This window comes from Nocardioides sp. SYSU D00065 (assembly GCF_017916425.1).
In the GTDB taxonomy this organism is placed as follows: Bacteria; Actinomycetota; Actinomycetes; order Propionibacteriales; family Nocardioidaceae; genus Nocardioides.
Genome location: NZ_JAFMSX010000002.1, coordinates 618659 through 644795 on the forward strand (window position 1 = coordinate 618659; position 26137 = coordinate 644795).

At 71.6% G+C, this 26137-nt stretch carries 20 protein-coding genes; 12 read left to right on the forward strand and 8 right to left on the reverse strand.

The genetic code is table 11. The features are described from left to right. Entirely contained in the window at positions 1 to 705 is a 705-nt protein-coding gene (locus tag J3P41_RS11045; protein WP_210650343.1) for a hypothetical protein, read from the forward strand. Here J3P41_RS11045 and J3P41_RS11050 read toward each other — a convergent pair. Then, on the reverse strand, positions 702 to 1814 hold the full coding sequence (locus J3P41_RS11050) for an MIP family channel protein (RefSeq protein ID WP_210650344.1): 1113 nt from the start codon (positions 1812 to 1814) through the stop codon (positions 702 to 704). The genes J3P41_RS11045 and J3P41_RS11050 overlap by 4 nt on opposite strands. A 178-nt stretch (positions 1815 to 1992) precedes the next feature. Between J3P41_RS11050 and J3P41_RS11055 the strand changes: the two genes are divergently transcribed. From J3P41_RS11055 to J3P41_RS11085, 7 genes are all read left to right on the forward strand, one after another. Further along, a complete protein-coding gene (locus J3P41_RS11055; RefSeq protein ID WP_210650345.1) occupies positions 1993 to 4215 on the forward strand; it encodes an NADP-dependent isocitrate dehydrogenase in 2223 nt (740 codons plus the stop codon). 64 nt (positions 4216 to 4279) lie between these two features. Beyond that, entirely contained in the window at positions 4280 to 5518 is a 1239-nt protein-coding gene (locus J3P41_RS11060) for an MFS transporter (RefSeq protein ID WP_307861984.1), read from the forward strand. A 142-nt stretch (positions 5519 to 5660) separates the two neighbouring features. Then, positions 5661 to 5816, forward strand: coding sequence for a hypothetical protein (locus J3P41_RS11065; RefSeq protein ID WP_210650346.1), 156 nt, complete (start codon positions 5661 to 5663; stop codon positions 5814 to 5816). A 67-nt stretch (positions 5817 to 5883) separates the two neighbouring features. After that, positions 5884 to 6903: a tryptophan--tRNA ligase gene (trpS, locus tag J3P41_RS11070; RefSeq protein WP_210650347.1), complete on the forward strand. Its 1020-nt coding sequence runs from the start codon at positions 5884 to 5886 to the stop codon at positions 6901 to 6903. 10 nt (positions 6904 to 6913) lie between these two features. Then, positions 6914 to 7423: a 2'-5' RNA ligase family protein gene (locus J3P41_RS11075; protein WP_210650348.1), complete on the forward strand. Its 510-nt coding sequence runs from the start codon at positions 6914 to 6916 to the stop codon at positions 7421 to 7423. Between the two features lie 3 nt (positions 7424 to 7426). Next, positions 7427 to 8476, forward strand: coding sequence for a YihY/virulence factor BrkB family protein (locus J3P41_RS11080; RefSeq protein WP_210650349.1), 1050 nt, complete (start codon positions 7427 to 7429; stop codon positions 8474 to 8476). Positions 8477 to 8944: 468 nt separating this feature from the next. Continuing rightward, positions 8945 to 9913: a hypothetical protein gene (locus J3P41_RS11085; RefSeq protein ID WP_210650350.1), complete on the forward strand. Its 969-nt coding sequence runs from the start codon at positions 8945 to 8947 to the stop codon at positions 9911 to 9913. A 347-nt stretch (positions 9914 to 10260) separates the two neighbouring features. Here the strand turns inward: J3P41_RS11085 and J3P41_RS11090 are convergent, their stop codons facing one another. The 3 genes from J3P41_RS11090 to J3P41_RS11100 are packed head-to-tail and all read right to left on the reverse strand — an operon-like array spanning position 10261 to position 13789. After that, positions 10261 to 11004, reverse strand: coding sequence for a succinate dehydrogenase/fumarate reductase iron-sulfur subunit (locus tag J3P41_RS11090; protein ID WP_210650351.1), 744 nt, complete (start codon positions 11002 to 11004; stop codon positions 10261 to 10263). Between the two features lie 2 nt (positions 11005 to 11006). Next, a complete protein-coding gene (locus tag J3P41_RS11095) occupies positions 11007 to 13034 on the reverse strand; it encodes a fumarate reductase/succinate dehydrogenase flavoprotein subunit (RefSeq protein ID WP_210650845.1) in 2028 nt (675 codons plus the stop codon). Positions 13035 to 13060: 26 nt separating this feature from the next. Beyond that, positions 13061 to 13789: a succinate dehydrogenase cytochrome b subunit gene (locus tag J3P41_RS11100; protein ID WP_307861939.1), complete on the reverse strand. Its 729-nt coding sequence runs from the start codon at positions 13787 to 13789 to the stop codon at positions 13061 to 13063. A gap of 246 nt (positions 13790 to 14035) precedes the next feature. Between J3P41_RS11100 and J3P41_RS11105 the strand changes: the two genes are divergently transcribed. From J3P41_RS11105 to J3P41_RS11120, 4 genes are all read left to right on the forward strand, one after another. Beyond that, complete coding sequence (locus J3P41_RS11105; protein ID WP_210650352.1) at positions 14036 to 15895, forward strand: methylmalonyl-CoA mutase family protein; 1860 nt, start codon at positions 14036 to 14038, stop codon at positions 15893 to 15895. Next, positions 15892 to 18066 (forward strand): methylmalonyl-CoA mutase, encoded by a 2175-nt coding sequence (scpA, locus tag J3P41_RS11110; protein WP_210650353.1) that lies wholly within the window; start codon positions 15892 to 15894, stop codon positions 18064 to 18066. The genes J3P41_RS11105 and scpA overlap by 4 nt, the downstream gene beginning before the upstream one ends. 1 nt (position 18067) lies before the next feature. Next, on the forward strand, positions 18068 to 19078 hold the full coding sequence (gene meaB, locus J3P41_RS11115; RefSeq protein ID WP_210650354.1) for a methylmalonyl Co-A mutase-associated GTPase MeaB: 1011 nt from the start codon (positions 18068 to 18070) through the stop codon (positions 19076 to 19078). 78 nt (positions 19079 to 19156) lie between these two features. After that, positions 19157 to 20344, forward strand: coding sequence for an amidohydrolase (locus J3P41_RS11120; protein WP_210650355.1), 1188 nt, complete (start codon positions 19157 to 19159; stop codon positions 20342 to 20344). Positions 20345 to 20350: 6 nt separating this feature from the next. Here J3P41_RS11120 and J3P41_RS11125 read toward each other — a convergent pair whose 3' ends face one another. The 4 genes from J3P41_RS11125 to J3P41_RS11140 all read right to left on the reverse strand — a co-directional run bounded on the left by J3P41_RS11125 (position 20351) and on the right by J3P41_RS11140 (position 26024). Further along, entirely contained in the window at positions 20351 to 21556 is a 1206-nt protein-coding gene (locus tag J3P41_RS11125; protein WP_210650356.1) for a HAMP domain-containing sensor histidine kinase, read from the reverse strand. A gap of 381 nt (positions 21557 to 21937) precedes the next feature. Then, a complete protein-coding gene (locus J3P41_RS11130) occupies positions 21938 to 23242 on the reverse strand; it encodes an ABC transporter permease (RefSeq protein WP_307861940.1) in 1305 nt (434 codons plus the stop codon). Then, a complete protein-coding gene (locus J3P41_RS11135) occupies positions 23239 to 24504 on the reverse strand; it encodes an ABC transporter permease (RefSeq protein ID WP_307861941.1) in 1266 nt (421 codons plus the stop codon). The genes J3P41_RS11130 and J3P41_RS11135 overlap by 4 nt, the downstream gene beginning before the upstream one ends. Further along, positions 24501 to 26024 (reverse strand): ABC transporter ATP-binding protein, encoded by a 1524-nt coding sequence (locus J3P41_RS11140; protein ID WP_210650357.1) that lies wholly within the window; start codon positions 26022 to 26024, stop codon positions 24501 to 24503. The genes J3P41_RS11135 and J3P41_RS11140 overlap by 4 nt, the downstream gene beginning before the upstream one ends. Positions 26025 to 26137: the final 113 nt, after the last annotated feature.

The following is a 26137-nucleotide window of genomic DNA, read 5'->3' on the forward strand; positions in this document are numbered from 1 at the left end:
ATGCCCCGAGCCGTACGTCGCCCCCGCGCGGGCGCCGGCGTCCTCGCCGCGCTGGCCCTCGGCGTCCCCGCGCTCGCCGGGTGCGCCGGCATCGGACAGCCTGCTCCCTACGACTCGGTCGGCATCAACGGCCTGGTCATCCCCACGCCCTCGCCGGACCCCGAGGACTTCGTCGGCGGCGTCGACAACCCGTGGCTGCCGCTCGAGCCGGGAGCGACCTGGTCCTACGAGGTGACCGACGAGGGCCGCGAGATCGGCGCCGTCGAGACCGAGGTGCTCGAGGACCCCAGCGTGGTCGCCGGTCTGGGCGCCACGGTCGTCCGCACCACCACGCGCATCGGGCGGGACGCGGCCGAGGAGACCCGGTTCTACGCCCAGGACGAGGACGGCAACGTGTGGCTGGTGGGCGCCGACGGTGCCGTCGGCAGCTGGCGCGCGGGCGAGGACGGCGCCGAGGCGGGACTCGCCATGCCGGCCGACCCGCGCCTCGGCGACGGCTGGCTGGCGTACGCCGCTCCGGGCCTGCCGCGGGCGAGCACGACCGTCGAGGACCAGTCGCGGCAGATGGTGCAGACGCGGGAGGCGGGACGCAACGAGGCCGACACCGCGACGCGCAACGTGTACGAGTCGGGTGTCGGCCTCGTCAGCGTCGAGGACCTCGACGCCGGCTGGGTGGCCCGGCGGGTGAGCGGTCCCGCGGACTAGTCGGGGCGGCGCACCTGGGTGCGGCCGTCGTCGTCGCCGTCCGGGTTGCCCCAGTGGCCGGGAGCGCTCTGCTGTCCGGGCTGGGCGCCGGGGGCCGGCGGGGCACCCCACTGGCCGGGCTGAGCCGGCTGCGTCGGCGGCTGGTAGGGCTCGGGCTGGCCCCACTGGCCGGGCTGGGCGGGCGGACCCGCGGGCGGCGCGGCCTGGGGAGCGCCGTAGGCCGGGTCGGGCTGCTGCTGCGGCGCGGGCTGGCCCCACTGCTGCTGCGGGGGAGCGCCCCAGGCGGCACCGGGCTGGCCCCAGCCACCCTGCTGGCCCTGGTTCCACTGGGCCTCGTAGTTGCCCGGGACGAACTGGTCCTTGCGGCCGCCGCCGAAGTTGAGGCCGGAGCCGGCGACGGGCGCGGCGCCCTGTCCGAAGAGGATCGGGTAGGTGAGGCCGGCGATCGCCGCGCCGAGGAGCGGCGCCAGGACGAAGAGCCAGAGCTGGACGATCGCGTCGGTGCCGGCGAAGACGCCGGGACCGATGGAGCGGGCCGGGTTGACCGAGGTGCCCGTGGCGCTCATCGAGGCGAAGTGGATCATCGCGAGGGCGAAGCCGATGGCTAGCGGGCCGAGCGCCACGTTGACCTCGTTGCGCTCGTCGGTCACCGCGAGGATCACCCAGAGGAAGACGGCGGTGAGCAGGATCTCGAGCAGCAGCGCGGCCCACCAGGCGTAGCCGGTGCCCTGGTCGCCGAAGAAGTTCTGGGCCATGTTGCCCTCGGCGCTGAAGCCGTCGAAGCCGTGGTTGAGCCCGAACAACGCGGCGCCGGCGAGCAGGCCGCCGAGGAGCTGGGCGGCCATGTAGATGCCGACCTGGTTCCACGGGAGGCGACCGCCGAGCACGGCGCCCAGCGTGACCGCGGGGTTGAAGTGGCCGCCGGAGATGCGCCCCACCGCGTAGGCCATGACCACGACGGTCAAGCCGAAGGTCAGGCCGGTGGCGACGTAGTCGCCGCCGCTGCGCATGGCTGCCCCGCAGCCGAAGAACACGAGCACGAAGGTGCCCAGCGTCTCGGCGGTGAACTTCTGTCCGGTCGTCGGCGTGTCTGCGACGGTGTCAGTCATCGTGGCTGTCCTCCAGGTCGTGGGCCGGACCCCGCGTCGGCCACGCGCACTCTAGCCGCGTGCGCACCGGGGTGCGAGGGTAGGCGAGTCGCACTGTCGTCCGGCGTCAGGTATCTTGACGTCAAGAGTTATCCCGCCGCCCGATCACTCAGAACGATCACCAGGAGCTGTCCTACCCATGGCCAAGATCATCTACACCCACACCGACGAGGCGCCGCTGCTCGCGACGTACTCGTTCCTGCCGATCATCGCCGCCTACGCGAAGACCGCAGGTGTGGACGTCGAGACCCGTGACATCTCCCTCGCCGGACGCGTGATCGCGCAGTTCCCCGACCGGCTCACCGACGAGCAGCGCCTCGACGACGCGCTGGCCGAGCTCGGCGAGCTGGCCACCAGGCCCGAGGCCAACATCATCAAGCTGCCCAACATCTCCGCCTCGATCCCGCAGCTCAAGGCGACCATCGCCGAGCTGCGCTCGCAGGGCTACGACCTGCCCGACTACCCCGAGAACCCGCAGACCGACGAGGAGCGCGAGGTCCGCGCCCGCTACGACCGGGTCAAGGGCTCCGCGGTCAACCCGGTGCTGCGCGAGGGCAACTCCGACCGCCGCGCACCCGCGTCGGTGAAGAACTACGCGAAGTCGCACCCGCACTCGATGGGCGCCTGGAGCAGCGACTCCAAGACGTCGGTCGCCACGATGGGCCACGACGACTTCCGCAGCAACGAGCAGTCGGTGGTCATCGAGGGCGACGACACGCTGTCCATCGTCCACGTGGGCGCCGACGGCGAGACCGTCCTCAAGGACAACCTGGCCGTGCTGGCGGGCGAGGTCGTCGACGCCACCTTCATGAGCGCCGCCGCGCTCGACGAGTTCCTCGAGGCGCAGGTCGCCAAGGCCAAGGAGGACGGCGTCCTGTTCTCCGCCCACCTCAAGGCCACGATGATGAAGGTCTCCGACCCGATCATCTTCGGCCACGTCGTGCGCGCGTACTTCGCCGACGTCTTCTCCCAGTACGGCGAGCAGCTGGCCGCCGCGGGCCTGTCGGCCAACGACGGCCTGGGCGCCATCTTGTCCGGCCTCGACGGCGTCGAGAACGGTGCGGAGATCAAGGCGGCCTTCGAGGCCGGCCTGTCCTCGGGACCGGCGCTGGCCATGGTGGACTCCGACCGCGGCATCACGAACCTGCACGTCCCCTCCGACGTCATCATCGACGCCTCGATGCCGGCCATGATCCGCACCTCGGGCCACATGTGGAACGCGGACGGCGCCGAGCAGGACACCCTCGCCGTCATCCCCGACTCGTCCTACGCCGGCGTCTACCAGGCCGTCATCGACGACTGCAAGGCCAACGGCGCGCTCGACCCGTCGACGATGGGCTCGGTGCCCAACGTCGGGCTGATGGCCAAGGCGGCCGAGGAGTACGGCTCGCACGACAAGACCTTCGAGATCCCGGCGCCGGGCCGCGTCGAGGTGCGCAACGCGGCGGGCGACGTGCTGATGTCGCACGAGGTCGAGGCCGGCGACATCTGGCGCGCGTGCCAGACCAAGGACGCCTCGATCCGCGACTGGGTCAAGCTGGCCGTCACCCGCGCCCGCGCCAGCCGTACGCCGGCCGTGTTCTGGCTCGACGAGACCCGCGCCCACGACGCCAACCTGATCGCCAAGGTCAACGACTACCTCGCCGATCGCGACCTGGTGGGCGACATCGAGGGCCTCTCGCTGGAGATCATGGCGCCGGCGGCCGCGACGACGTACTCCCTCGAGCGGATCCGCCGCGGTGAGGACACCATCTCGGTGACCGGCAACGTGCTGCGCGACTACAACACCGACCTGTTCCCGATCCTCGAGCTCGGCACCAGCGCCAAGATGCTCTCGATCGTCCCGCTGATGAACGGCGGTGGCCTCTTCGAGACCGGCGCCGGCGGCTCGGCGCCCAAGCACGTGCAGCAGCTGGTCAAGGAGAACTACCTGCGCTGGGACAGCCTGGGCGAGTTCTTCGCGCTGGCCGCATCCCTCGAGCACCTCGCCGGCTACGACGACAACGCCCGGGCGCGGATCCTCGGTGACAGCCTCGACCGCGCGACCGAGACGTTCCTCAACGAGGACCGGTCGCCGGGTCGCAAGCTGGGCACGATCGACAACCGCGGTTCGCACTTCTACCTCGCGCTCTACTGGGCCGAGGAGCTCGCGAAGCAGACCGAGGACGCCGACCTCGCGGCGGCCTTCGCCGCCCTGGCCGGCGACCTGCGCGACAAGGAGCAGACGATCGTCGACGAGCTGCTCGCCGTGCAGGGCGAGCCGGCCGACATCGGCGGCTACTTCCGGCCCGACCCGGAGAAGGCGGCCGCGGTGATGCGTCCGTCCGCCACCTTCAACCAGACGCTCGCCTCGCTGGGCTGAGCGCGAGCCGCGTCACAGACGGAGCCCCCGGGGAATACCCCCGAAGGCTCCTGTCTTGCGCCAGGTGATGACGACGACTGCCGCCACCACCGACCTTCCCGCCGACGACCTCGACGTCCCCTCGGTGACCGCCCGCCACTTCGGCCTGGCCGTCCTCGCCCTGGCGATGGGCGGCTTCGCCATCGGCACCGCCGAGTTCGTGACGATGGGGCTGCTGCCCCAGATCGCGGGAGGCGTCGACGTCTCGATCCCCACCGGCGGCCACGTGATCTCGGCGTACGCGGTGGGCGTGGTCGTGGGCGCGCCCGTGCTCGCCTTCCTCGGGGCGCGGCTCCCGCGCCGGGCGATGCTCGTCGCGCTGATGGCCGCCTTCGCGGTCGGCAACGGGGTGAGCGCGCTGGCGACGTCGTACGAGCAGCTGATGGTCGCCCGATTCGCGGCCGGGCTGCCGCACGGGGCGTACTTCGGTGTGGCCTCGCTCGTCGCGGCGAGCCTGGCGCGGCCGTCGCGCAAGGGGCGAGCGGTCTCGCAGGTGATGCTCGGCCTGTCCGTGGCCAACGTGCTCGGCGTGCCGGCGGCGACCGTGCTGGGCCAGGAGCTGGGCTGGCGAGCGGCCTTCTGGGCCGTCAGCGTGCTCGCGCTGCTGACGCTCGCGCTGGTGACCTGGTTCGTGCCGTCGGTCGCGGGAGACGCCGGCGCGAGCGGACGGCGCGAGCTCTCCGCCTTCGCCGTGCCCCAGGTCTGGCTGACGCTGCTGGCCGGCGCCGTCGGCTTCGGCGGCATGTTCGCGGTCTACTCCTACATCGCCCCCGTGGTCACCGACGTGGCCGGGCTGGGCGAGCGATCGGTCCCGGTCTACCTGCTGGCCTTCGGGCTCGGCATGGTGGCCGGCACCTGGGTCGCGGGGATCATGGCCGACTGGTCGATCTTCCGCTCGCTGATCATCGGCGGCACGGGCATGGCCGCGACGATGCTGGCCTTCTGGGTCGCCGCCCCGCACGGGTGGGCCGCGCTGCCGATCGTCTTCCTCATCACCACCCTCGGCTCCGTGCTGGTGGTCAACCTGCAGCTGCGACTCATGGACGTGGCCGGTGACGCCCAGACCCTGGGTGCCGCGATGAACCACGCCTCGCTCAACGTCGCCAACGCCCTCGGCGCATGGCTCGGCGGCCTCGTCATCGCCGCCGGCTGGGGCCTGCGCGCACCGGCACTGGTCGGCCTCGCGCTGTCGCTGGGCGGGGTGGCGATCCTGCTGGTGTCGGCGCGACTGCACGTGCGTCAGCGCGACGCCGCCTCGGCCTGACCCCCGCGGGACGCGCGGCGGGTGCACGCCTTTTCCGTGCATGTTGCGTGGAGTTAACACAACCGGAACCCTTGTGTAGCCCTCCTTTGTAACGATCCAATTCGTGGGGTGGACCCGCCACCCGGAGAACGGAGGGATCAACATGGACGAGAAGCTCTCGAAGGAGATCGAGCGCCGCCGGCAGCTGGCCGACCGCAACGTGGGTGCCGTCGTGAGCCTGCTGGAGCGACGCCAGGAGCTGCGCGGGATCTACCCGATGGCCGACCTGGTCGCCGACAACGTGGGCTGGGTAGTCTGACCTCTCCCGCGCTGGTGCTCCCGTCCCCCGTCGAGTCGCGGGGCGTCGGCGGTGAGAGACTGATCGCATGTCGACCACGCCCGCCTCGCGTCCGCGGGTCCTCTCCGGCATCCAGCCGACAGCGGACTCCTTCCACCTCGGGAACTTCCTCGGGGCGCTACGCCAGTGGGTCGCACTCCAGGAGGAGTTCGAGCCCTTCTACTTCATCGCGGACCTGCACTCCATCACCGTCGAGCACGACCCTAAGCTCCTGCGCGAGCGCACGCTGGTGTCCGTCGCGCAGCTCCTCGCCGCCGGCGTCGACCCGGCCCGCGCGACGATCTTCGTGCAGAGCCAGGTGCCTGCGCACACCCAGGCCGGCTGGGTGCTGCAGTGCCTCACGGGGTTCGGCGAGGCACGTCGGATGACGCAGTTCAAGGACAAGTCCGCCAAGGGCGGCGAGGGCGCGTCCAGCGTCGGGCTGTTCACCTATCCCATCCTCCAGGCGGCCGACATCCTGCTCTACCGGCCGCAGTACGTCCCGGTGGGGGAGGACCAGCGCCAGCACCTCGAGCTGACCCGCGACCTGGCCGCGCGCTTCAACCACCGGTTCAAGAAGACCTTCCGCGCGCCCGAGCCGTACATCCTCGAGTCGACGGCGAAGATCTACGACCTGCAGATCCCCGAGAAGCAGATGTCGAAGTCCATCGGCGGGCAGGGCTGCGTGTGGGTCCTCGACGAGCCCACCGTGGTGACCAAAAAGTTCAGGTCCGCGGTGACCGACTCGGAGACCGAGATCCGCTTCGACCGGGAGACCAAGCCCGGCGTCAGCAACCTGCTCAGCATCCACTCGGCGCTGTCGGGGGAGAAGGTCGAGGAGCTGGTCGCCTCCTTCGAGGGTCGCGGCTACGGTGACCTCAAGTCCGAGGTCGCCGAGGTGGTCCTCGGCGTGCTGACCCCGATCCGCGAGCGCACGCGCGAGCTGCTCGCCGACCGCACCGAGCTGGAGCGGATCCTCGGTGAGGGCGCCGAACGCGCGGGCGCCGTGGCGGAGGCCACCCTGCGCGACGTCTACGACCGCGTCGGCTTCCTGCCCGCGGGTCGCTAGGGTCGCTGACGTGCCGACCATCGGAGTAGCCATCGCGATCCCCGAGCCGTGGGCGAGCGAGCTGCAGGACTACCGGACCTCGATCGGCGACACGACCGCGACGCACATCCCGACCCACATCACCCTCATCCCTCCCACGGAGGTGGACGAGGCCGAGCTCCCGGCCGTGATCGAGCACCTCGGCGCGGCCGCTGCGGGCGTCGAGCCGTTCGACATCCACCTGCGCGGCACCGGCACCTTCCGCCCGGTCTCGCCGGTCGTGTTCGTCATGCTCGCCGAGGGGATCTCGGCGTGCGAGGTCCTCGCCGACGCCGTACGCCGCGGGCCGCTCGCGGTGGACCTGCACTTCCCCTACCACCCGCACGTGACCATCGCCCACCACCTCGACGACGAGGCGCTCGACCGTGCCTACGAGGACCTGGCCACCTTCGAGTGCCGCTTCGCCGTCGACGCGTTCAGCCTCTACGTCCACGACCAGCACGCCGGCTGGCAGCCCACGCACCACTACGCGCTGGGCTGAGCGATGTCCCTCGTCACCGCAGCCAAGCAGCGCGTCGCGCGACTGCGCGCGCGCCGGCCCGTCGTCGACCACGTCGTGCGGATGGTCGAGCACTACAACCTCGTCAAGGGCAACGCCCTCGCCGCCGCGGTGACGTACTTCGCCTTCCTCTCCTTCTTCCCCATCCTCGCGCTGTCGTTCGCGGTCTTCGGACAGGTCGCCAAGGTCTACAGCGACGCGCAGGACACCCTCGTCGACGCGGCCAACTCGGTGCTGCCGGGACTCGTCGGCGGCGACAGCGGCGTCTCGCTCGAAACCCTGCAGGCCGCGGCGCCCGGCATCTTCAGCGTCGGCATCCTGCTCACCCTCTACTCCGGGCTGGGCTGGCTCTCGGGCATGCGCGAGGCGCTCGTGGCGGTCTTCGAGGAGCCGCCGCGCGAGCAGCCGAGCTTCGTGACGGGCAAGCTGCGCGACATCCTCGCCCTGATGACGCTCGGGTCGGTGCTGGTCGTGAGCGTCGCGGTCTCGGGTGTCGCGACCAAGCTGCTGACCCCGATCCTCGAGGCGCTGTCGCTCGGGATGGTCGCCGGGGTCGTGCTCGCGACGCTGGCGGTCGTGCTGGGGCTGGCGGCCAACGCGCTGCTGTTCTTCGCGTTCTTCCGCCTGCTCGCCGCGCCCGAGGTGCCGACCCGCTCGCTCTGGTCCGGCGCGCTGCTGGGGGCGGTGGCCTTCGAGGTCCTCAAGCAGCTGTCCACCCTCCTGCTCAAGTCCACCGCGAACTCCGCCGCGTTCCAGGCCTTCGGCATCGCGCTGATCCTGCTGGTCTGGATCAACTACTTCTCCCGCGTCGTGGTCTACTCCGCCGCCTGGGCCTACACCTCGCCCCAGGCCCGCGCCGAGCGCGACGCCCGGCGCGTCGCGGACCAGATGCCGGAGGGACCGCGGATCGACCTCGCCGCGGCAGCGGGTGTCGTACGCCCGCAGGTGACGGGCGCGTCCTCACCCAGGACGGCCTTCGCAGCCGGGGCTGCCTCGATGCTGGGCCTCGTCGCCCTGCTCCGCCGGCGACGCTGACCGTCTGCGCTCCCCGCCCGAGCGGGGACTGGGCGGTGGCTGCTTGAGCGCTGGCCGAGCGGTGAGTGAGCCACATCCTGGGGCTTCTGGATGTGGGTGTGGCACCGCTGGTGGTGCGTGAGCGCCTCGTGCGGGGTGGGGCGGTGAGTGAGCCACATTCTGGGGCTTCTGGATGTGGGTGTGGCACCGCTGGTGGTGCGTGAGCGCCTCGTCCGGGTCGGGGCGGTGAGTGAGCCACATCTCGAGGCTCCGTCATGTGGGTGACGCACCGCCGGTGCTCACGCATCGAAACCGGACGGTCGGACGGTGACCCAGCGGCATCCCCAGCACTCGCGAGGTGGCTCAGGCACCGCTGCGTACGTCGGCACGCGAGCCGCGAACCGTCCACAGCCTCGATCACCTCGATCGCATCCACAGGCGCGGCCCGTACCGGCGACGGACGTGCGTCGTCGCGCGTCGAATGGGCCGATGTCGACCGTCCCTGATGACCTGTTCCACCGACCCATCGCCCGCGCCGAGGCCCTGGCATCGGGCCTGACCCCACGAATGCTGGAGGGTGTGCGGTTTCGCCGTCTCCATCACGGCGTCTACTGCGCCCGCGACCACCTCCTCACGTGGGAGGAGCGGTTGGAAGCCGCCCGTCTCGCCCTGCCGGACTCCGCGAGGACGACCGGAGCCACGCGGCTGAGGCAGCTGGGTTTCGAGGTCGGTGCGCCACTTCCACTGCACTTCGTCGTCGAGGGCGACCTGCACCTGGCGCTGGACGGGGTGTTCCTGCACCGCACGGTCAAGATGCCTCCGCACGACGACGAGGGCGTCTCTGCTGAAGCGGCCTACGTGGCGTTCTGCGCCGAGACGCGGACCATCGAAGCGATCAAGGTCGGGTGCGCGATGATGCATGCCGCGCAGCTCGACCCGTACCTGCTCGAGCGGATGCTCGACGAGGAGAAGTGGCGACGCGGCGTGCCGGAGACGGCGTACGTCCTGCCGTTCCTCGACGACCGGTGCAGGTCGATGCCCGAGGCGAAGCTCCTCGCGTACGTCGTCGCAGCAGGTCTGCCGGCCCCCGAAGTCAACCGCACGGTCGAGGTCGCGCCTGGCGTCGTGCTGACGCCGGACCAGTGGTACGGGCCTCACGAGGTGGCGATCGAGTACGAGGGCAGCCAGCACCAGGAGCACCGCGGCCAGTACAACGCCGACATCGACCGGTACTCCCTGTATCGCCGGCACGGCGTCGCGTACGAGCTCGTTCGTCACCCGCGAACGGATGCGTTCCCCCAAGTCCACGGTTCGGCTGGTGCACGCCGCGCTCGTGGCGCGAGGCTACGACGGCCCAGAACCGGACTTCGGGTCCGGCTGGACGTCCCTGTTCCGGCCGCTCTCCGACGTCGTACGGCGGCGGTATCGCGCCGCGTGACCCAGGCCAGCGGTGCGTGAGCCACATCGAGCGGCTCCGGAATGTGGCTGGGACACCGCTAGGGGCAGCAGCGGGGCCGCGATCCGCGTCAGCGGTGCGTCAGCCACATCGGGCGGTCCTGGGACGTGGCTGGCTCACCGCCGGACCCAGCACCAAGGCCGCGATCCGCGTCAGCGGTGCGTCAGCCACATCGGGCGGTCCCGGAATGTGGCTGGCTCACCGCCGGGCCAGCACCAGGGCCGTGACAGGCTAGCGGTGCGTGAGCCACATCGGGCAGCCCTGGGATGTGGCTGGCTCACCGCTCCAAGAGCCAGCACACGCAACGAGGGCCGGGGGAGACCCCCGGCCCTCGTCGACGAGCAACAGATCAGTGGCCGTGCCTGATGGCCGTGCGCAGGTCCTTGTTGAGCTGCGAGATCACGTCGAGCGGGATCTCCTTGGGGCAGGCGGCCGTGCAGGCGCCGATGTTGGTGCAGCCGCCGAAGCCCTCGTGGTCGTGCTGGGCGACCATGTTGACCACGCGCTCGTCGCGCTCGGGCTGGCCCTGGGGCAACAGCCCCAGGTGGGTGACCTTGGCGCCCATGAACAGCGAGGCCGACCCGTTGGGGCAGGCCGCGACGCAGGCGCCGCACTGGATGCAGGTCGCGACGTTGAAGGCCCGGTCGGCGTCCTCCTTGGGCACCGGCACGGAGTGCGCCTCGGGCGCCGAGCCGGTGTTGACGGAGATGTAGCCGCCGGCCTGGACGATCCGGTCCAGGGCGCCGCGGTCGACGACGAGGTCCTTGATGACCGGGAACGCGTCCGAGCGCCACGGCTCGATGGTGATGGTCTCGCCGTCCTTGAACGAGCGCATGTGCAGCTGGCAGGTCGTGGTGACCTCGGGCCCGTGCGCGTCGCCGTTGATCATCAGGCCGCAGGTGCCGCAGATGCCCTCGCGACAGTCGGAGTCGAAGGCGATCGGCTCCTCGCCCTTGTCGTTGAGCTGCTCGTTGAGCACGTCGAGCATCTCCAGGAACGACATGTCCGGCGAGACGTCGGCGACCTCGTAGGTGTGCATGGCGCCGGGGGTGTCCCGGTCGGGCTGCCGCCAGATCTTCAGGGTCAGGTTCATGCTCACTTGTAGCTCCGCTGCTTCATCTCGATGGCGGTGTAGACCAGGTCTTCCTTGTGCAGGATCGGGCGCTCGTCCAGCCCGGCCCACTCCCACGCCGCGACGTAGGCGAACTCGTCGTCGTGGCGCATCGCCTCGCCGTCCTCGGTCTGCGACTCGGCGCGGAAGTGGCCGCCGCAGGACTCGCGCCGGTTGAGCGCGTCGATGCACATCAGCTCGCCGAGCTCGAAGAAGTCGGCCACGCGGCCGGCCTTCTCGAGCGACTGGTTGAGCGACTCGGAGCTGCCGAGCACCTTGACGTTGCGGTAGAAGTCGTCGCGCAGGCCGCGGATGAGGTCGATGGCCTTCTTGAGCCCGTCCTCGCTGCGCTCCATCCCGCAGTACTCCCACATGATGTTGCCGAGCTCGCGGTGGTAGGAGTCGACGCTGCGGGTGCCGTTCACGGTGAGGAAGTGCTCGATGCGCTCGCGGACGGACTGCTGCGCCTCCACGACGGCGGGGTGGTCCTCACCGATCGGCTCGAAGGGCCCGTCGGCGAGGTAGTCGCGGATCGTGTGGGGCAGCACGAAGTACCCGTCGGCCAGGCCCTGCATCAGCGCCGAGGCCCCGAGCCGGTTGGCGCCGTGGTCGGAGAAGTTCGCCTCACCGGTCACGAACAGCCCCGGGATCGTGGACTGCAGGTCGTAGTCGACCCACAGGCCGCCCATGACGTAGTGCACGGCGGGGTAGATGCGCATCGGCACCGAGTAGGGGTCCTCCCCGGTGATCCGGGCGTACATGTCGAACAGGTTGCCGTACTTGTTGGCGACCGCCTCCAGGCCCAGACGCTCGATCGCGTCGGCGAAGTCGAGGTACACCCCGCGCCGTACGCCGTCGACCTCGGGCCCGACGCCGCGACCCTCGTCGCAGACGTTCTTCGCGGCCCGCGAGGCGATGTCGCGGGGGACCAGGTTGCCGAACGAGGGGTAGATCCGCTCCAGGTAGTAGTCGCGGTCCTCCTCCGGGATGTCGCGCGGGTCCTTGTCGCAGTCGGCCTGGTTCTTCGGCACCCAGATGCGACCGTCGTTGCGCAGCGACTCCGACATGAGGGTCAGCTTGGACTGGTGCGAGCCGGAGACCGGGATGCAGGTCGGGTGGATCTGCGTGTAGCAGGGGTTGGCCATGTAGGCGCCCTTGCGGTGCGCGCGCCACGCGGCGGTGACGTTGGAGCCCATCGCGTTGGTGGACAGGTAGAACACGTTGCCGTAGCCGCCGGAGGCGATGACGACGACGTCGGCGAGGTGGGTCTGGATCTCGCCGGTGACCATGTCGCGGGCGATGATGCCGCGCGCCTTGCCGTCGACGACGATCAGCTCGAGCATCTCGTGGCGCGCGTACATCGTGACGGTGCCGGCGGAGACCTGCCGCTCGAGCGCCTGGTAGGCGCCGATCAGCAGCTGCTGGCCGGTCTGGCCGCGGGCGTAGAAGGTGCGCGAGACCTGGACGCCGCCGAAGGAGCGGTTGTCGAGGAGACCGCCGTACTCGCGGGCGAAGGGCACGCCCTGGGCGACGCACTGGTCGATGATGTTGGTGCTGACCTCGGCCAGGCGGTAGACGTTGGACTCGCGCGAGCGGTAGTCGCCGCCCTTGACGGTGTCGTAGAAGAGGCGGTGGACGGAGTCGCCGTCCTCCTTGTAGTTCTTGGCGGCGTTGATGCCGCCCTGCGCGGCGATCGAGTGCGCCCGGCGCGGGGAGTCCTGGTAGCAGAACGTCTTGACGTTGTAGCCGGCCTCGCCGAGCGTCGCGGCGGCCGAGGCGCCGGCGAGCCCGGTGCCGACCATGATGACGGAGAGCTTGCGCCGGTTGGCCGGGTTGACCAGTCGCGCCTCGAACTTGCGAGTCGACCAGCGCTCTGAGATCGGGCCGCCGGGGGCCTTGGAGTCGATGATCGGCTCGCCCGGCGTGTAGTAGCCGGCCGCGTCGTCGTGCTCGCCGTCGGCGATCCCGGAGGTGGGGGCCTCGGTGGAGGTGACGGTGTCGGTCGTGTCCATGTCGTGGCTCACGGTGTGGTGACCCCTTACTTGGTGATGATGCCGGCGAGGACGGCGAGCGGGACGAGGGAGTAGCCGCCGGCGATGACCACCGCGGTGATGAATCCGATGTTCTTGGCGCGCCGGCGCTTGGCCGCCGTGCCGGTCCAGCCGAGCGACTGGGCGGCGCTCCAGACGCCGTGGTGCAGGTGGAGGCCGAGGGCGACCATGGCGACGAGGTAGATGAGCGTCATCCACCAGACGTCGAAGGTGTCGACCAGCAGGTTGTAGGGGTCGTCGGTCGCGCCGCCCTGCGGGTTGACCTTGCCGATCGTGAAGTTGAGCAGGTGCCAGACGAGGAACACCAGGATGGTCAGGCCGCCCCAGCGCATCATCAGGCTCGCCTTGGACGCGCCGGTGTCCCGCTTCTTCACGTACTTCGTGGTGCGAGCGCGCGCGGCGCGGCGCCACAGCGCGATGCCCGTGACGACGTGCACGACGAGGGAGAGGATCAACCCGAGGCGCAGGATCCAGAGCGCGCCCTCGTGCGGCAGCAGCGGCTCGCCGAGCTCGCGCAGGTGGTGGGCGTACTCGTTGAACGCGTCGTGGCCGGCGAAGGCCTTGAGGTTGCCGTACATGTGCGCGAGCACGAAGCTCACGAACACGAAGCCGCTCACCGCCATGGCGAGCTTCAGCGCGACGGTGGTGCGCGCCGCCCGCGCGCCCTTCACCAGGGTGGGGCCGGACGGTCGAGAGGCGTTGAGTTGGGTTGCCACCTGGTCACCGTATATCTCATCCTGCGGCTACCACGTGCCGAGGCGGTGTGAGGTTCGTCCGCGCGCACGCCATCCGGCTGCAGTGTGACCGACGCCACAGGCCGCCGAGGGGTGCGTGCCCCTCCGTCGTACGCCGCAGCGGCGGCCGTCGCCCGAGCCCAGCCGAGGTCGGCTGGCGATGCTGAGACCCATCCCATGGGCACGCCCCGGTGTCCCGCACGTGACGCTCGTCCTATCCTGCGCCGTATGACCGACCCGGATGCCGGCCCCGACGGCGAGGCCGACGGCGCCCTCGAGGGCGGCCTCGACGAGCCCGCGGAGCTGCAGCCGGAGGAGGGCTCGCTGCGCCTCGTGGGACCGCGCGACGCGTACGACGTCACCACGTGGGAGGCGGCGTCCGCCGCGGTGCTGCGCAAGGCACGCCGCCTCGGCGAGGACGCCCCGGACTCGGACGTCTGGTCGGCGCTGACGCGGACCAGCCTCGACGGCATCGGTGTCGCGCCCATCGGCCGGCCGGCCGACCTCGACGGGCTGCGCACCCGCGGACGACCGCAGCGCTCCGGCTCCTGGGACGTGCGCACGCAGGTCGAGGTCGTCGACGCGAGGGCGGCCAACGAGGCCGTGCTGCAGGACCTGGAGAACGGCGCCACCTCGGTCCTGCTGCACCTCGACGGGCACGGCGCCCCCAACTGGGGAACCCTCCTCGACGGGGTGCTCCTCGACCTGGCCCCCGTCGTGCTCGACCGGCCCTCCACCGAGCAGCTCGAGTCGTTCGCGGACTTCCTCGACGGGATCGAGGGGGCGGTGCACCCGCACACCAACCTCTCCTTCGACCTCCAGACCCTGGAGATGCTGGTCTCGCGGGTCCGGGACGACGGCGCCTCCGCTCGCGACCTCGTCGCCCCTGTCGTACGGCGCGCCTCCCAGCTCGGCGTACGAGCGCTGGTGGTGGACGGCACGGCCCTGCACGACCGGGGCGCCAGCGACGCCCAGGAGCTCGGCTGGGCCGTCGCCACGGGCGTGGCCTACCTCCGCCTCCTGGCGCACGAGGGCTTCGACGTCGAGCCCGCGGCCCGGCTCATCGAGTTCCGGTTGGCCGCCACCGACGAGCAGTTCCCCACCATCGCCAAGCTGCGCGCCGCGCGCCGGCTCTGGGCGCGGGTCCTCGAGGCGAGCGGTGCCGAGGGCGGTGCCGAGGGCGGCGAGATGGCCCTGCACGTCGTCACCAGCCGGCCGATGACCAGCCGGCGCGACCCGTGGGTCAACATGCTGCGGGGCACGGTCGCCGCGTTCGCGGCCGGCGTGGGTGGCGCCGACGCCATCACCGTGGTGCCGTTCGACGAACCGCTCGGTGCGCCGGACGCCTTCGGGCGCCGCATCGCCCGCAACACCTCGTCGCTGCTGATCGAGGAGTCGCACGTCGCCGCCGTCGCCGACCCGGCCGGCGGCGCGTACGCCGTCGAGAGGCTGACCGACGACCTCGCTGCGGCCGCCTGGGCCGAGCTCGGGCGGATCGAGGCCGACGGCGGCGCGCTCGCCGATGACGCCCGACAGGGCGTCAAGCAGCGGGTGCGGCAGGTGGCCGCCGTCCGCGACGCCCAGGTCGCCGACCGGTCGCGTCCGCTCACCGGCGTCTCGGAGTTCCCGCACCTGGCCGAGGCCCTGCCCGAGCGGGACCCGGGGATCCACCGCTACGTTCGCCACTACGGCTGGGCATACGAGGACATGCGCGCCGAGCCGGCCGCCCACCCGGTGTTCCTCGCCACCATGGGCTCGGTCGCCGCGCACACCGCGCGCGCCACCTTCGCCGCGAACCTGTTCGCCGCCGGCGGGGTCTCGGTCGAGACCGTCGGCGCGACCGAGGGCGTCGCGGAGGTGACCGCCGCCTACGCCGGGCAGCGCGTGGTCTGCCTGGCCGGCACCGACGCGGCGTACGCCGAGTGGGGCGCCGACCTGGTCGCCGCGCTCCGGGCGGCAGGGGCGTCGTACGTCGTGCTGGCGGGCAGGCCGGGGGAGCGGACGGTCACCGACGTCGACGACTCGTGTGCCATGGGGGTCGACGCGCTCGGCTTCCTCGGCCGGATCCGAGAGGAGCTCGCGCGATGAGCATCCCGGAGAACTTCGCTGAGGTCCCGCTGGAGTCCGGCGCGACCGGACGCGGTCGGACCGGGCCGAGCGGCGAGCCGTGGGCCAGCCCCGAGGGCATTGACATCCTGCCGATCTACGGTCCCGAGCACCTCGAGGGACTCGACGGTCTCGACACGTGGCCCGGTCTCGCGCCGTTCCTGCGCGGCCCCTACCCGACGATGTACACCACCCAGCCGTGGACGATCCGGCAGTACGCCGGGTTCTCCACCGCCGAGGAGTCCAACGCCTTCTACCGCCGCAACCTCGCCGCGGGCCAGAAGGGGTTGAGCGTCGCCTTCGACCTCGCCACCCACCGCGGCTACGACTCCGACCACCCGCGCGTACGCGGCGACGTCGGCATGGCGGGCGTGGCGATCGACTCGATCTACGACACCCGCACCCTCTTCGACGGCATCCCCCTGGACGAGATGTCGGTGTCGATGACCATGAACGGCGCCGTTCTCCCGGTGCTCGCGCTCTACATCGCCGCGGCCGAGGAGCAGGGGGTGAAGCCGGAGCAGCTCGCCGGGACCATCCAGAACGACATCCTCAAGGAGTTCATGGTCCGCAACACCTACATCTACCCGCCGGCGCCGAGCATGCGGATCATCAGCGACATCTTCGCCTACACCTCGCAGCGGATGCCGCGCTTCAACTCGATCTCGATCTCCGGCTACCACATCCAGGAGGCCGGGGCGACGGCCGACCTGGAGCTGGCGTACACGCTGGCCGACGGCGTCGAGTACATCCGCGCCGGCCTCGGCACCGGCATGACGATCGACCAGTTCGCCCCGCGGCTGTCGTTCTTCTGGGCGATCGGGATGAACTTCTTCATGGAGGTCGCCAAGATGCGCGCCGCCCGGGCGCTGTGGGCGCGCCTCGTCGACGACTTCGAGCCGCAGAACCCCAAGTCGCGCTCGCTGCGCACGCACAGCCAGACCTCGGGCTGGTCGCTGACCGCGCAGGACGTCTTCAACAACGTCGGGCGCACCTGCATCGAGGCGATGGCCGCCACCCAGGGCCACACCCAGTCGCTGCACACCAACGCCCTCGACGAGGCGATCGCGCTGCCCACCGACTTCTCGGCGCGCATCGCCCGCAACACCCAGCTGCTGCTGCAGCAGGAGAGCGGCACCACCGAGGTCATCGACCCGTGGGCCGGCTCCTACTACGTCGAGAAGCTCACCCACGACCTCGCGGAGCGGGCCTGGGCGCACATCCTCGAGGCCGAGCGCGCCGGCGGGATGGCTGCCGCGATCGAGCAGGGCATCCCCAAGATGCGCATCGAGGAGGCGGCCGCCCGCACCCAGGCGCGCATCGACTCGGGCGCCCAGAAGGTCATCGGCGTCAACACCTACCGCCTCGCCGCCGAGGACCGGCTCGACGTGCTGCGCGTCGACAACGACGACGTCTACCGCCAGCAGGTCGCCAAGCTCGAGCGGCTGCGCGCCGAGCGCGACGACGACGACGTACGCCGGGCGCTCGACGCGCTGACCGCGTCCGCCGAGCGCGGCCCGGTCGGCGGCGGCTCCCTGGAGGGCAACCTGCTGGCGCTGGCGGTCGACGCGGCGCGCGCCAAGGCCACGGTCGGGGAGATCTCGGATGCGCTGGAGAAGGTCTACGGCCGTCACCAGGCCTTGATCCGTACGATCAGCGGCGTGTACCGCGACGAGGCAGCCAAGGCCGGCGCGGACGGTGCCCCCAGCGGCGCCGTGGCCGCGGTCCTGGCCGCCACGGAGGAGTTCGAGGCCGAGGAGGGCCGCCGCCCCCGCATCCTCGTCGCCAAGATGGGCCAGGACGGCCACGACCGCGGGCAGAAGGTCGTCGTCACCGCCTTCGCCGACCTCGGCTTCGACGTCGACGTGGGGCCGCTGTTCTCGACGCCCGAGGAGGTCGCGCAGCAGGCGATCGACGCCGACGTGCACATCGTCGGCGTCTCCTCGCTCGCGGCCGGCCACCTGACGCTGCTGCCGGCGCTCAAGCAGGCGCTGGCCGACCAGGGCCGCCCGGACATCATGATCGTCATCGGCGGCGTGATCCCGCCCGACGACGTGCCGGTGCTCGAGGAGATGGGCGCGGCCGCGGTGTTCCTGCCCGGCACGGTCATCGCCGAGTCCGCGCTCGACCTGCTGGCCCGGCTGCGCGCCTGACATGGCGCGCCCGGTGCGAGAGGTCGACGTCGCCGCGCTGGTCGAGGGCATCCGCTCGGGCAGGCGCGCGGATGTCGCGCGCGCCATCACCCTCGTGGAGTCCTCGCGGGCCGAGCACCGGGCCGCGGCGCGTGAGCTGCTCACCGCCCTGGCCGCCCAGGACCCTCCCACGGCGACCCGGGTGGGCATCTCGGGCGTGCCCGGGGTGGGCAAGTCCACCTTCATCGAGAGCCTCGGCACTCGCCTCACCGCGGCCGGGCACCGGGTCGGTGTCCTCGCCGTGGACCCGTCCTCGGTGCGCACCGGCGGCTCCGTGCTCGGTGACAAGACCCGGATGGCCGCGCTGTCGGTCGACCCCCGGGCCTTCATCCGTCCCTCGCCCTCCGCCGGCACCCTCGGCGGCGTCGCACGCGCCACCACGCAGGCGATGCTGGTGCTGGAGGCGGCCGGCCACGACGTCGTGCTGGTCGAGACCGTCGGCGTCGGGCAGTCGGAGGTGACCGTCGCCGGCATGGTCGACACGTTCCTGTTCCTCACCCTCGCCCGCACCGGCGACCAGCTGCAGGGCATCAAGAAGGGCATCCTCGAGATCGCCGACGTGGTCGCGGTCAACAAGGCCGACGGCGACCACGAGGCCGACGCGCGGGTGGCCGCCCGCGAGCTCGCCGGTGCGCTGCGCCTGGTGCGTGGGCAGGCCGAGTGGGCGCCGCCGGTGGTGACCTGCTCGGCGCTGACGGGGGCCGGGATCGAGGAGGTGTGGCAGCGCGTCGGCGCTCACCGCGAGCACCTCGGCACCGACGGCCTGGCGCGCAAGCGGGCCGAGCAGCAGCTGGAGTTCACCTGGGCGCTGGTGCGCGACGAGCTCGCCCAGCGCCTGCGGTCCTCGCCCGGGGTCGCAGCCGTGCGCGACGACGTACGGCGGGCCGTGCTGGCCGGCGAGCTGCCGGCGCCACTGGCCGCGGACCGCCTGCTGGCGGCGTACGACCGTGAGGAGGCGGGCCGGCGCGCCTGAGGCCGCCGGCGTCCGTCACGTCAGGGTCGGATGAGATCCGCCGCGCCGTCATGGCCGAGCAACTACGCTGGGTGGGTTATGCCTGCCCCAGTCCCCGCCACGTCCGTCATCGCCGAGGTCGTCGACAAGTACGCCGACGAGCTCGTCGCGCTCCGCCGCGACCTGCACGCCCATCCCGAGCTCAGCTGGAGCGAGCACCGCACCTCCGATGCCGTCGTGTCCGCGCTCGAGGGGGCCGGCTGGGCCATCACGCGGCCCGAGGGCGGCGGCGTGCTCGCCGAGATCGGTCACGGCGGACCGCTCGTGGCGCTCCGCGCCGACCTCGACGCGCTGCCGGTGGACGACCTGATCTCGGATCCGTGGCGCAGCACCGTCCCGGGCGTCGCCCACGCCTGCGGTCACGACGTCCACACCGCCGGCCTGGTCGGTGCGGGCCTGGCCCTCGCCGAGGTAGCCGTGCGCGGCCTGCTGCCGGGCCGGGTGCGGCTGCTGTTCCAGCCGGCCGAGGAGGTCATGCCCGGCGGGGCGCTCCACCTCATCTCGTCCGGTGCGCTCGAGGGCGTGAGTCACGTCTTCGGCCTGCACTGCGACCCCAGTCTCGACGTGGGCCGGATCGGACTGCGCGAGGGTCCGCTGACCGGTGCCGCCGACGCCCTGACCGTCCGGCTCATCGGCAAGGGCGGCCACACTTCACGTCCCCACCTCACCGAGGACCTCACCTTCGCCCTCGGCAAGGTCATCACCGAGCTGCCCGCCATCCTCAGTCGCCGCCTCGACCCCCGCGCCGGGGTGAGCGTGGTGTGGGGCATGGTGCGCGCCGGGTCGGCCCACAACGTGATCCCGCACGGCGGTGTCGTCGCGGGCACGGTCCGCATGCTCGACGCCGTCGCCTGGGCGGACGCCGAGCACCTGATCCGCCAGCTGATCACCTCGATCGTCGCGCCCTACAGCGTGACCGCTGAGGTGACCTACCAGCGCGGCGTGCCGCCGGTGGTCAACCACCCGAGGTCCACCGCGCTGCTGGGCGACGCGCTGGAGCGGGTCCTCGGGCCCCAGGGTCACGTCTCGACCCTGCAGAGCCTCGGCGGGGAGGACTTCGGCTGGTACCTCGACTCGGTCCCCGGCGCGATGGCCCGTCTCGGGACGCGCACGCCCGGCGGTCCGACGTACGACCTGCACCAGGGCAACCTGCGCATCGACGAGGCCGCCACGCCCATCGCCGCCCGGGTGCTCGCCGAGGCAGCGGTCACGGCGCTCAGCGCCTGAGAACCGTCACGGCGCGTCCGTCGCGTCGCGCTCCAGGCGACCGAGGGGCACGCCGAAGGTGAAGGTGCTGCCCTGCCCGAGGGTGGACTCGACCTGCAGCCGGCCGCCCAGGAGGTCGACCAGGGCGCGGCAGATCGCGAGGCCGAGCCCAACGCCGCGGTGCTCGCGCGCGGCGTGCGGGTCGACCTGGGTGAACGGCTCGAAGAGCGTGCTCAGGTGGTCGTCGGCGATGCCGATGCCTGTGTCGGCGACCGCGAACTCGACCCCCGTGCTGTCCTCGCAGCCGCCGGTGACCCGGTCGTCGGGGCGCTCGTCGGGCGCGATGGGGCGGGCGCGGACCCGGACCTCGACGCCGCCGCGCTCGGTGAACTTGAGGGCGTTCTGCACGAGGTTGGTGAGCACCTGGGTGATCCGGCGCGCGTCCCCCACGGCCTTCGCCGGCACGGCCTCGTCGACGGCGAAGGACATCGTGAGGTCGCGGCTCGCGGCGAACGGGACGGCCCAGGCGGCGACGTCCTCCACGACCGAGCGCACCTCGAACGGTCGCGGGTGCACGACGTTCTGGTGCGCCTCCAGCCCGGAGTACTCCAGCAGGTCGTTGACCAGGTGCATCAGCCGCTGGCTGGAGCGGTGCACCATGCGCACGTAGTGCTCCTGCTCTGGGCCCAGACCGGCGTCGAGGAGCAGGTCGGTGGCACCGACGAGGGCGGCCAGGGGGGTGCGGACCTCGTGGCTGACCGTGGCCAGGAACAGGGACTTGGCGGCGTTGGCCTCCTCCAGCTGGCGCACCATCTCCTTGGCCCGCGTGACGTCCTCGGCGATGCCGTGCACGCCGACGACCTCGCCGCCGACGACGACCGGGATCATCGTGCACCGGATGTCGATGACCTCGCGGTCGGGGCGCAGCACCCGGGCCTCGCTCAGCTGCGGGACCCCCGTCAGGGCACGGTGGAAGGCGGCGTCGATGATGTGCAGGTCGTCGGGGTGGATGACCTGGGAGTAGTGCGACTGCCTCATCTGCTGCAGGCTCAGCCCGGTCATCGCCAGGGCCGGCTCGTTGGCGTCGGTGTAGTAGCCGCGCCGGTCCACCGAGTACGCCGCGTGGGGGTGGTGGATGAACATCGACGCGTAGCGCTCGCTGCTCTGGGCGAGGGCGCCCTCCCCGAGAGACGTGCTGGCCGAGTCCGCCGGACCGCCCTGCTCAGCTTCCATCAGTTGCCCCTCCGGGTGCGATCGCCGCGCTGCCCCGGCCGGCACCCTCCTGCCGACCGGTGGCCTCCCAGTACAGCACGAGCGAGCGCTCCTGAGGACCCGACCGAGGCGTCGGGTCCTCGGGGGGCTGGCGCTGCATCCGGCTGACGTGGGCGGACCTGCACCGCCCCGAGCGGGTAGTTCCCCGGATCCGCAACCTGCTCCGTACGCCTGCCGCCTGAGGGTTGTCCGGCTCTTCCTGAGGTTGTCGGCCCTTGCATGGGCCGACAACGTGAGGAATCCCCGGCCGGCCGGGGATCCCTCACGAACGACGCAACGCCCCCGAGTACCGGCGGTCAGCCGACGGCCCGGTTCTCGTAGGGCGTCGACAGCATGAGGGGCTCACTGCTGCTTGTAGGGCACCCCGTCGGCCGCCGGTGCGCGCGAGCGCCCGACCAGGCCCGCGACCGCGAAGAGGGTGACCACGTAGGGCAGCGCGAGCATGAACTGGCTGGGCACGGGGGAGCCGATGGCCGAGAGCACGCCCTGCAGGTTGGTCGCGAAGCCGAACAGGAGCGCGGCGAGGGTGGCCCGGATGGGATCCCACTTGCCGAAGATCACCGCAGCCAGCGCGATGTAGCCGGCGCCGTTGGTCAGCTCACGGTTGAACTGGCTGACCGAGACGAGCGTGTAGTAGGCGCCACCCATGCCCGCGATCGCGCCGGCCAGCAGGATCGTGCGGTAGCGGGTGCGGTTGACCTTGATGCCCACCGTGTCGGCGGCCTTCGGGTGCTCGCCGACGGCGCGGACGCGCAGGCCCCAGCGGGTGCGGTAGAGGGCGTACGCGACGAGCGCCACGACGAGGTAGAGCACGTAGACCAGCGCCGTCTGGCGGAAGAAGATCGGGCCGACGAGCGGAATGTCGCCCAGGACCGGGATCGGCACCCGGTCGAAGCCCTCGGGGGCGTTGAGGGTCTGCGCGTTCGGGGTCAGCACCTGGCGGAACAGGAAGTTCGTCAGGCCGAGGACCAGCACGTTGAGCACGACGCCGACGATGACCTGGTCGACGAAGTAGGTGATCGCGAAGAGGCCGAGGATGAGCGCCACCAGTGCGCCGGCGATCGCCGCCGAGACGAGGCCGGCCCACGGGGAGCCGGTCGTCGAGGCGGTGATGGCGGCGGCGAAGGCGCCGAGGAGGAGCTGTCCCTCGATGGCGATGTTGACGACGCCCGCGCGTTCGCCGAGCACGCCGCCCAGCGCGCCGAAGACGAGCGGGATGGCGAGCGCGACCGCGCCGCCGAACAGGCTGACGACGCGGATGCTGTTGTCCGCGGCGGCCCAGCTGAGGAAGCCGGTCATCCAGGCGATCGCGAACACGACCGGGATCCAGGTGGGCTGGCGCAGGTGGCCCAGCATGCGGCGTACGGCCTCCGCGGTGAGCGCGAGGCACGCGAGCACCATCACCCATCCCGTCGGTCCCGAGGGGACCACGATGTCGGGCAGCGCCACGAAGTCGGTGTCGGCCGCGAGCTGGAACGTGGTGTCGCCCGAGTGGCTCGAGAGCACCAGGATCAGGCCGAGCCCGAGGGTCAGCACCCCGAGCACGACGGGCAGCTTGCGGGCGCCGGCCGACCTGGTGGGCGCGACGGTGGCGTCGGGGGCCAGCCCGCCGCTCTCGGGCGTGGGCTGGTCGGTCAGGGTGCTCACTTGGCCTCCTGGGCGGGGAGCCGGAAGATCGTGCGCACCAGGGCGGGCGCGGCGAGGAAGAGGACGATCAGCGACTGCACGACCAGCACCAGGTCGACGGAGATGTTCTCCGAGGCCTGCATGGTGAAGCCGCCGGCCTTGAAGGCGCCGAACAGGAGCCCCGCTGCGAGGATGCCGAGCGGGCGGGAGCGACCGAGCAGGGCGACGGTGATGGCGTCGAAGCCGATGGAGGCGTCCAGGTCGAGCGAGACGCCGGTGGTCACGGTGCCCAGCACCTGGTTGACGCCGGCGAGGCCGAGCAGGGAGCCCGCGATCATCATGACGACGGTGTAGGTCTTGCCGACGTTGATGCCGGAGGCGCGGGCGGCGTGGGGGTTCTCGCCTACGGCGCGGATGCGGTAGCCGAGGGTGGACCGGTTGAGCAGCCACCACACGACGGCGACGGCCACCAGCGCCAGCACGAAGCCGAGGTGCAGGTTGAACCGGTCGCCCAGCACCTTGGGCAGGATCGCGGTGTCGTGCATCGGGGGCGACTTGGGGTTCACCGAGCCCGGCGTCTTGAGCAGGGCCTCCTTGGTGAGCGCCCAGAACAGCAGGTAGTAGGCGACGTAGTTGAGCATGATCGTGACGATCACCTCGTGCGCGCCGGTGCGCGCCTTGAGGAGCCCGGCGATGCCACCCCACAGGGCGCCGAACACCATGCCGACGATGATCGCCAGCGGCAGGTGGACCGCCATCGGCAGGTCGAGTTGGAAGCCGACCCAGCCGGCGGCGCCGCCCGCGATGAGCATCTGGCCGCGGCCGCCGATGTTGAACAGCGCGGCGCGGAACGCCAGGCCCACGCCGAGCCCGCCCAGGATGAGGGGGCCGGCGTACTTCAGCGTCTCGGTCAGCGGCCGCCACTGCTGGGCCGGGTCGTCGACGAGGTTGTTGAAGATCGCGCCGCGGAACATCGCCGTGTAGGCGCCGGACACTGCGTCCCAGAGGGCGGTGAAGAAGTCGGAGGGGCGCGCGGTCACGTAGCCCACCGTCTCCCGCACGCCCTCGTCGGTGGCGGCGATCATCACCGAGCCGACGAGGACGGCGAGGAAGACGGCGAGCACGCCGGACAGGGCGTTGCCGGTCGCGATGTCGCGCAGCACCGAGCGCGACCGGTCGGGCTGCGCCGCGGCGGCGTCCTCGGCCGGGTCCACCTCGCGAGGTGCGGTCTGCTGGGTCCCGGGCTCCGGCTCGGCGGGCTGGGGCTTGTCGGTGTCACTCACGCGACCACGTCCTTCAGGTCCTTCGGGCGTTCGCCGGTCATCATGAGGCCGAGCGTCTCGCGCGGGGTGTCCGCCGGGACGATCCCGACGACCCGGCCGCGGTAGAGCACCATGATCCGGTCGGCCAGCGCGACCACCTCGTCGAGCTCGGTGGAGACCACCAGGACCGGGATGCCGCTGTCGCGCGTCGCGACGATCTGCTTGTGGATGAACTCGATGGAGCCGACGTCGACGCCGCGGGTGGGCTGGGCCGCGACGAGCAGGCGCAGGTCGCGGGAGAGCTCACGCGCCACGACCACCTTCTGCTGGTTGCCGCCCGACAGGTTGGCGGCGAGCGAGTCGATGTCGCGCGCGCGTACGTCGTACTCGCGCAGCTTCTGCTCCGCGAAGGCGCGCAGCGCGCCGAGCCGCAGCGCCCCGCGAGCCACGAACGGCGACTTGAAGCTGCGGTTGAGCATGAGGTTCTCGGCGATGGTGAAGCCCGGCACGAGGCCGTCGACCTGGCGGTCCTCGGGGATGAACCCGACGCCAGCGTCGAGGATCTTGCGGGTCGAGCGCCCCACCAGCTCCACGCCGTCGAGGGAGATCGAGCCGTGCACGTCGTCCTGCAGGCCGAGGAGGGCCTCGGTGAGCTCGGTCTGGCCGTTGCCCTGCACCCCGGCCACGGCGAGCACCTCGCCGGCGCGGATCGTGAAGCTGATGCCGTCGACCTGCACGTGGCCCGCCGGGTCGATGACGCGCAGGTCGCGCACGACGAGCGCGTCGTCGCCGAGGGCGGGCTCGTCCTTGTGCACGACGAGCTCGACGGGCCGACCCACCATCATCGAGGCGAGCTCGGCGTTGCTGGCCTGGGGATCGGCCTCGCCGACCACCTTGCCGTGGCGGATCACGGTGATCCGGTCCGCGACCTCGCGGACCTCGCGGAGCTTGTGGGTGATGAAGACGATGGCCTTCCCGGTCTCCCGGAGCTGGCGCATGATGTCCATCAGCTCGTCGGTCTCCTGGGGCGTGAGCACCGCGGTCGGCTCGTCGAACACGAGGAGCTCGGCGTCGCGCGAGAGCGCCTTGATGATCTCGACCCGCTGCTGCACGCCGACCGGGAGGTCCTCGACGATCGCGTCGGGGCTCACCTGGAAGCCGAAGCGCTCGGAGATCTCCGTGACCCGCGTGCGGGCAGCGTCGAGGTCGAGCGTGCCGGCGAAGCCGGTCGACTCGTTGCCGAGCATGACGTTCTCGGCGACGGTGAAGACGGGGATCAGCATGAAGTGCTGGTGGACCATGCCGATGCCCGCGGCCATCGCATCGCCGGGGCCGGTGAAGTGCTGGACCTCGCCGTCGAGCTCGATCTCGCCCTCGTCGGCCTTGTAGAGGCCGTAGAGCACGTTCATCAGCGTCGACTTGCCCGCGCCGTTCTCGCCGAGGAGGCAGTGGATCTCGCCCGGCTCCACCGTGAGGGAGATCGAGTCGTTGGCCACCACGCTGCCGAAGCGCTTGGTAATGCCTCGCAGGACGAGTCTCATGGCATCGCATCCTAGGGGTCGGAACGGTCGGGAGGTCAGGCCCGGGGCCTGGTACGGCGGCAGCTGCACGGCACAGAAGAGGGAGGCCGACGCAACCGTCGGCCTCCCTCCGT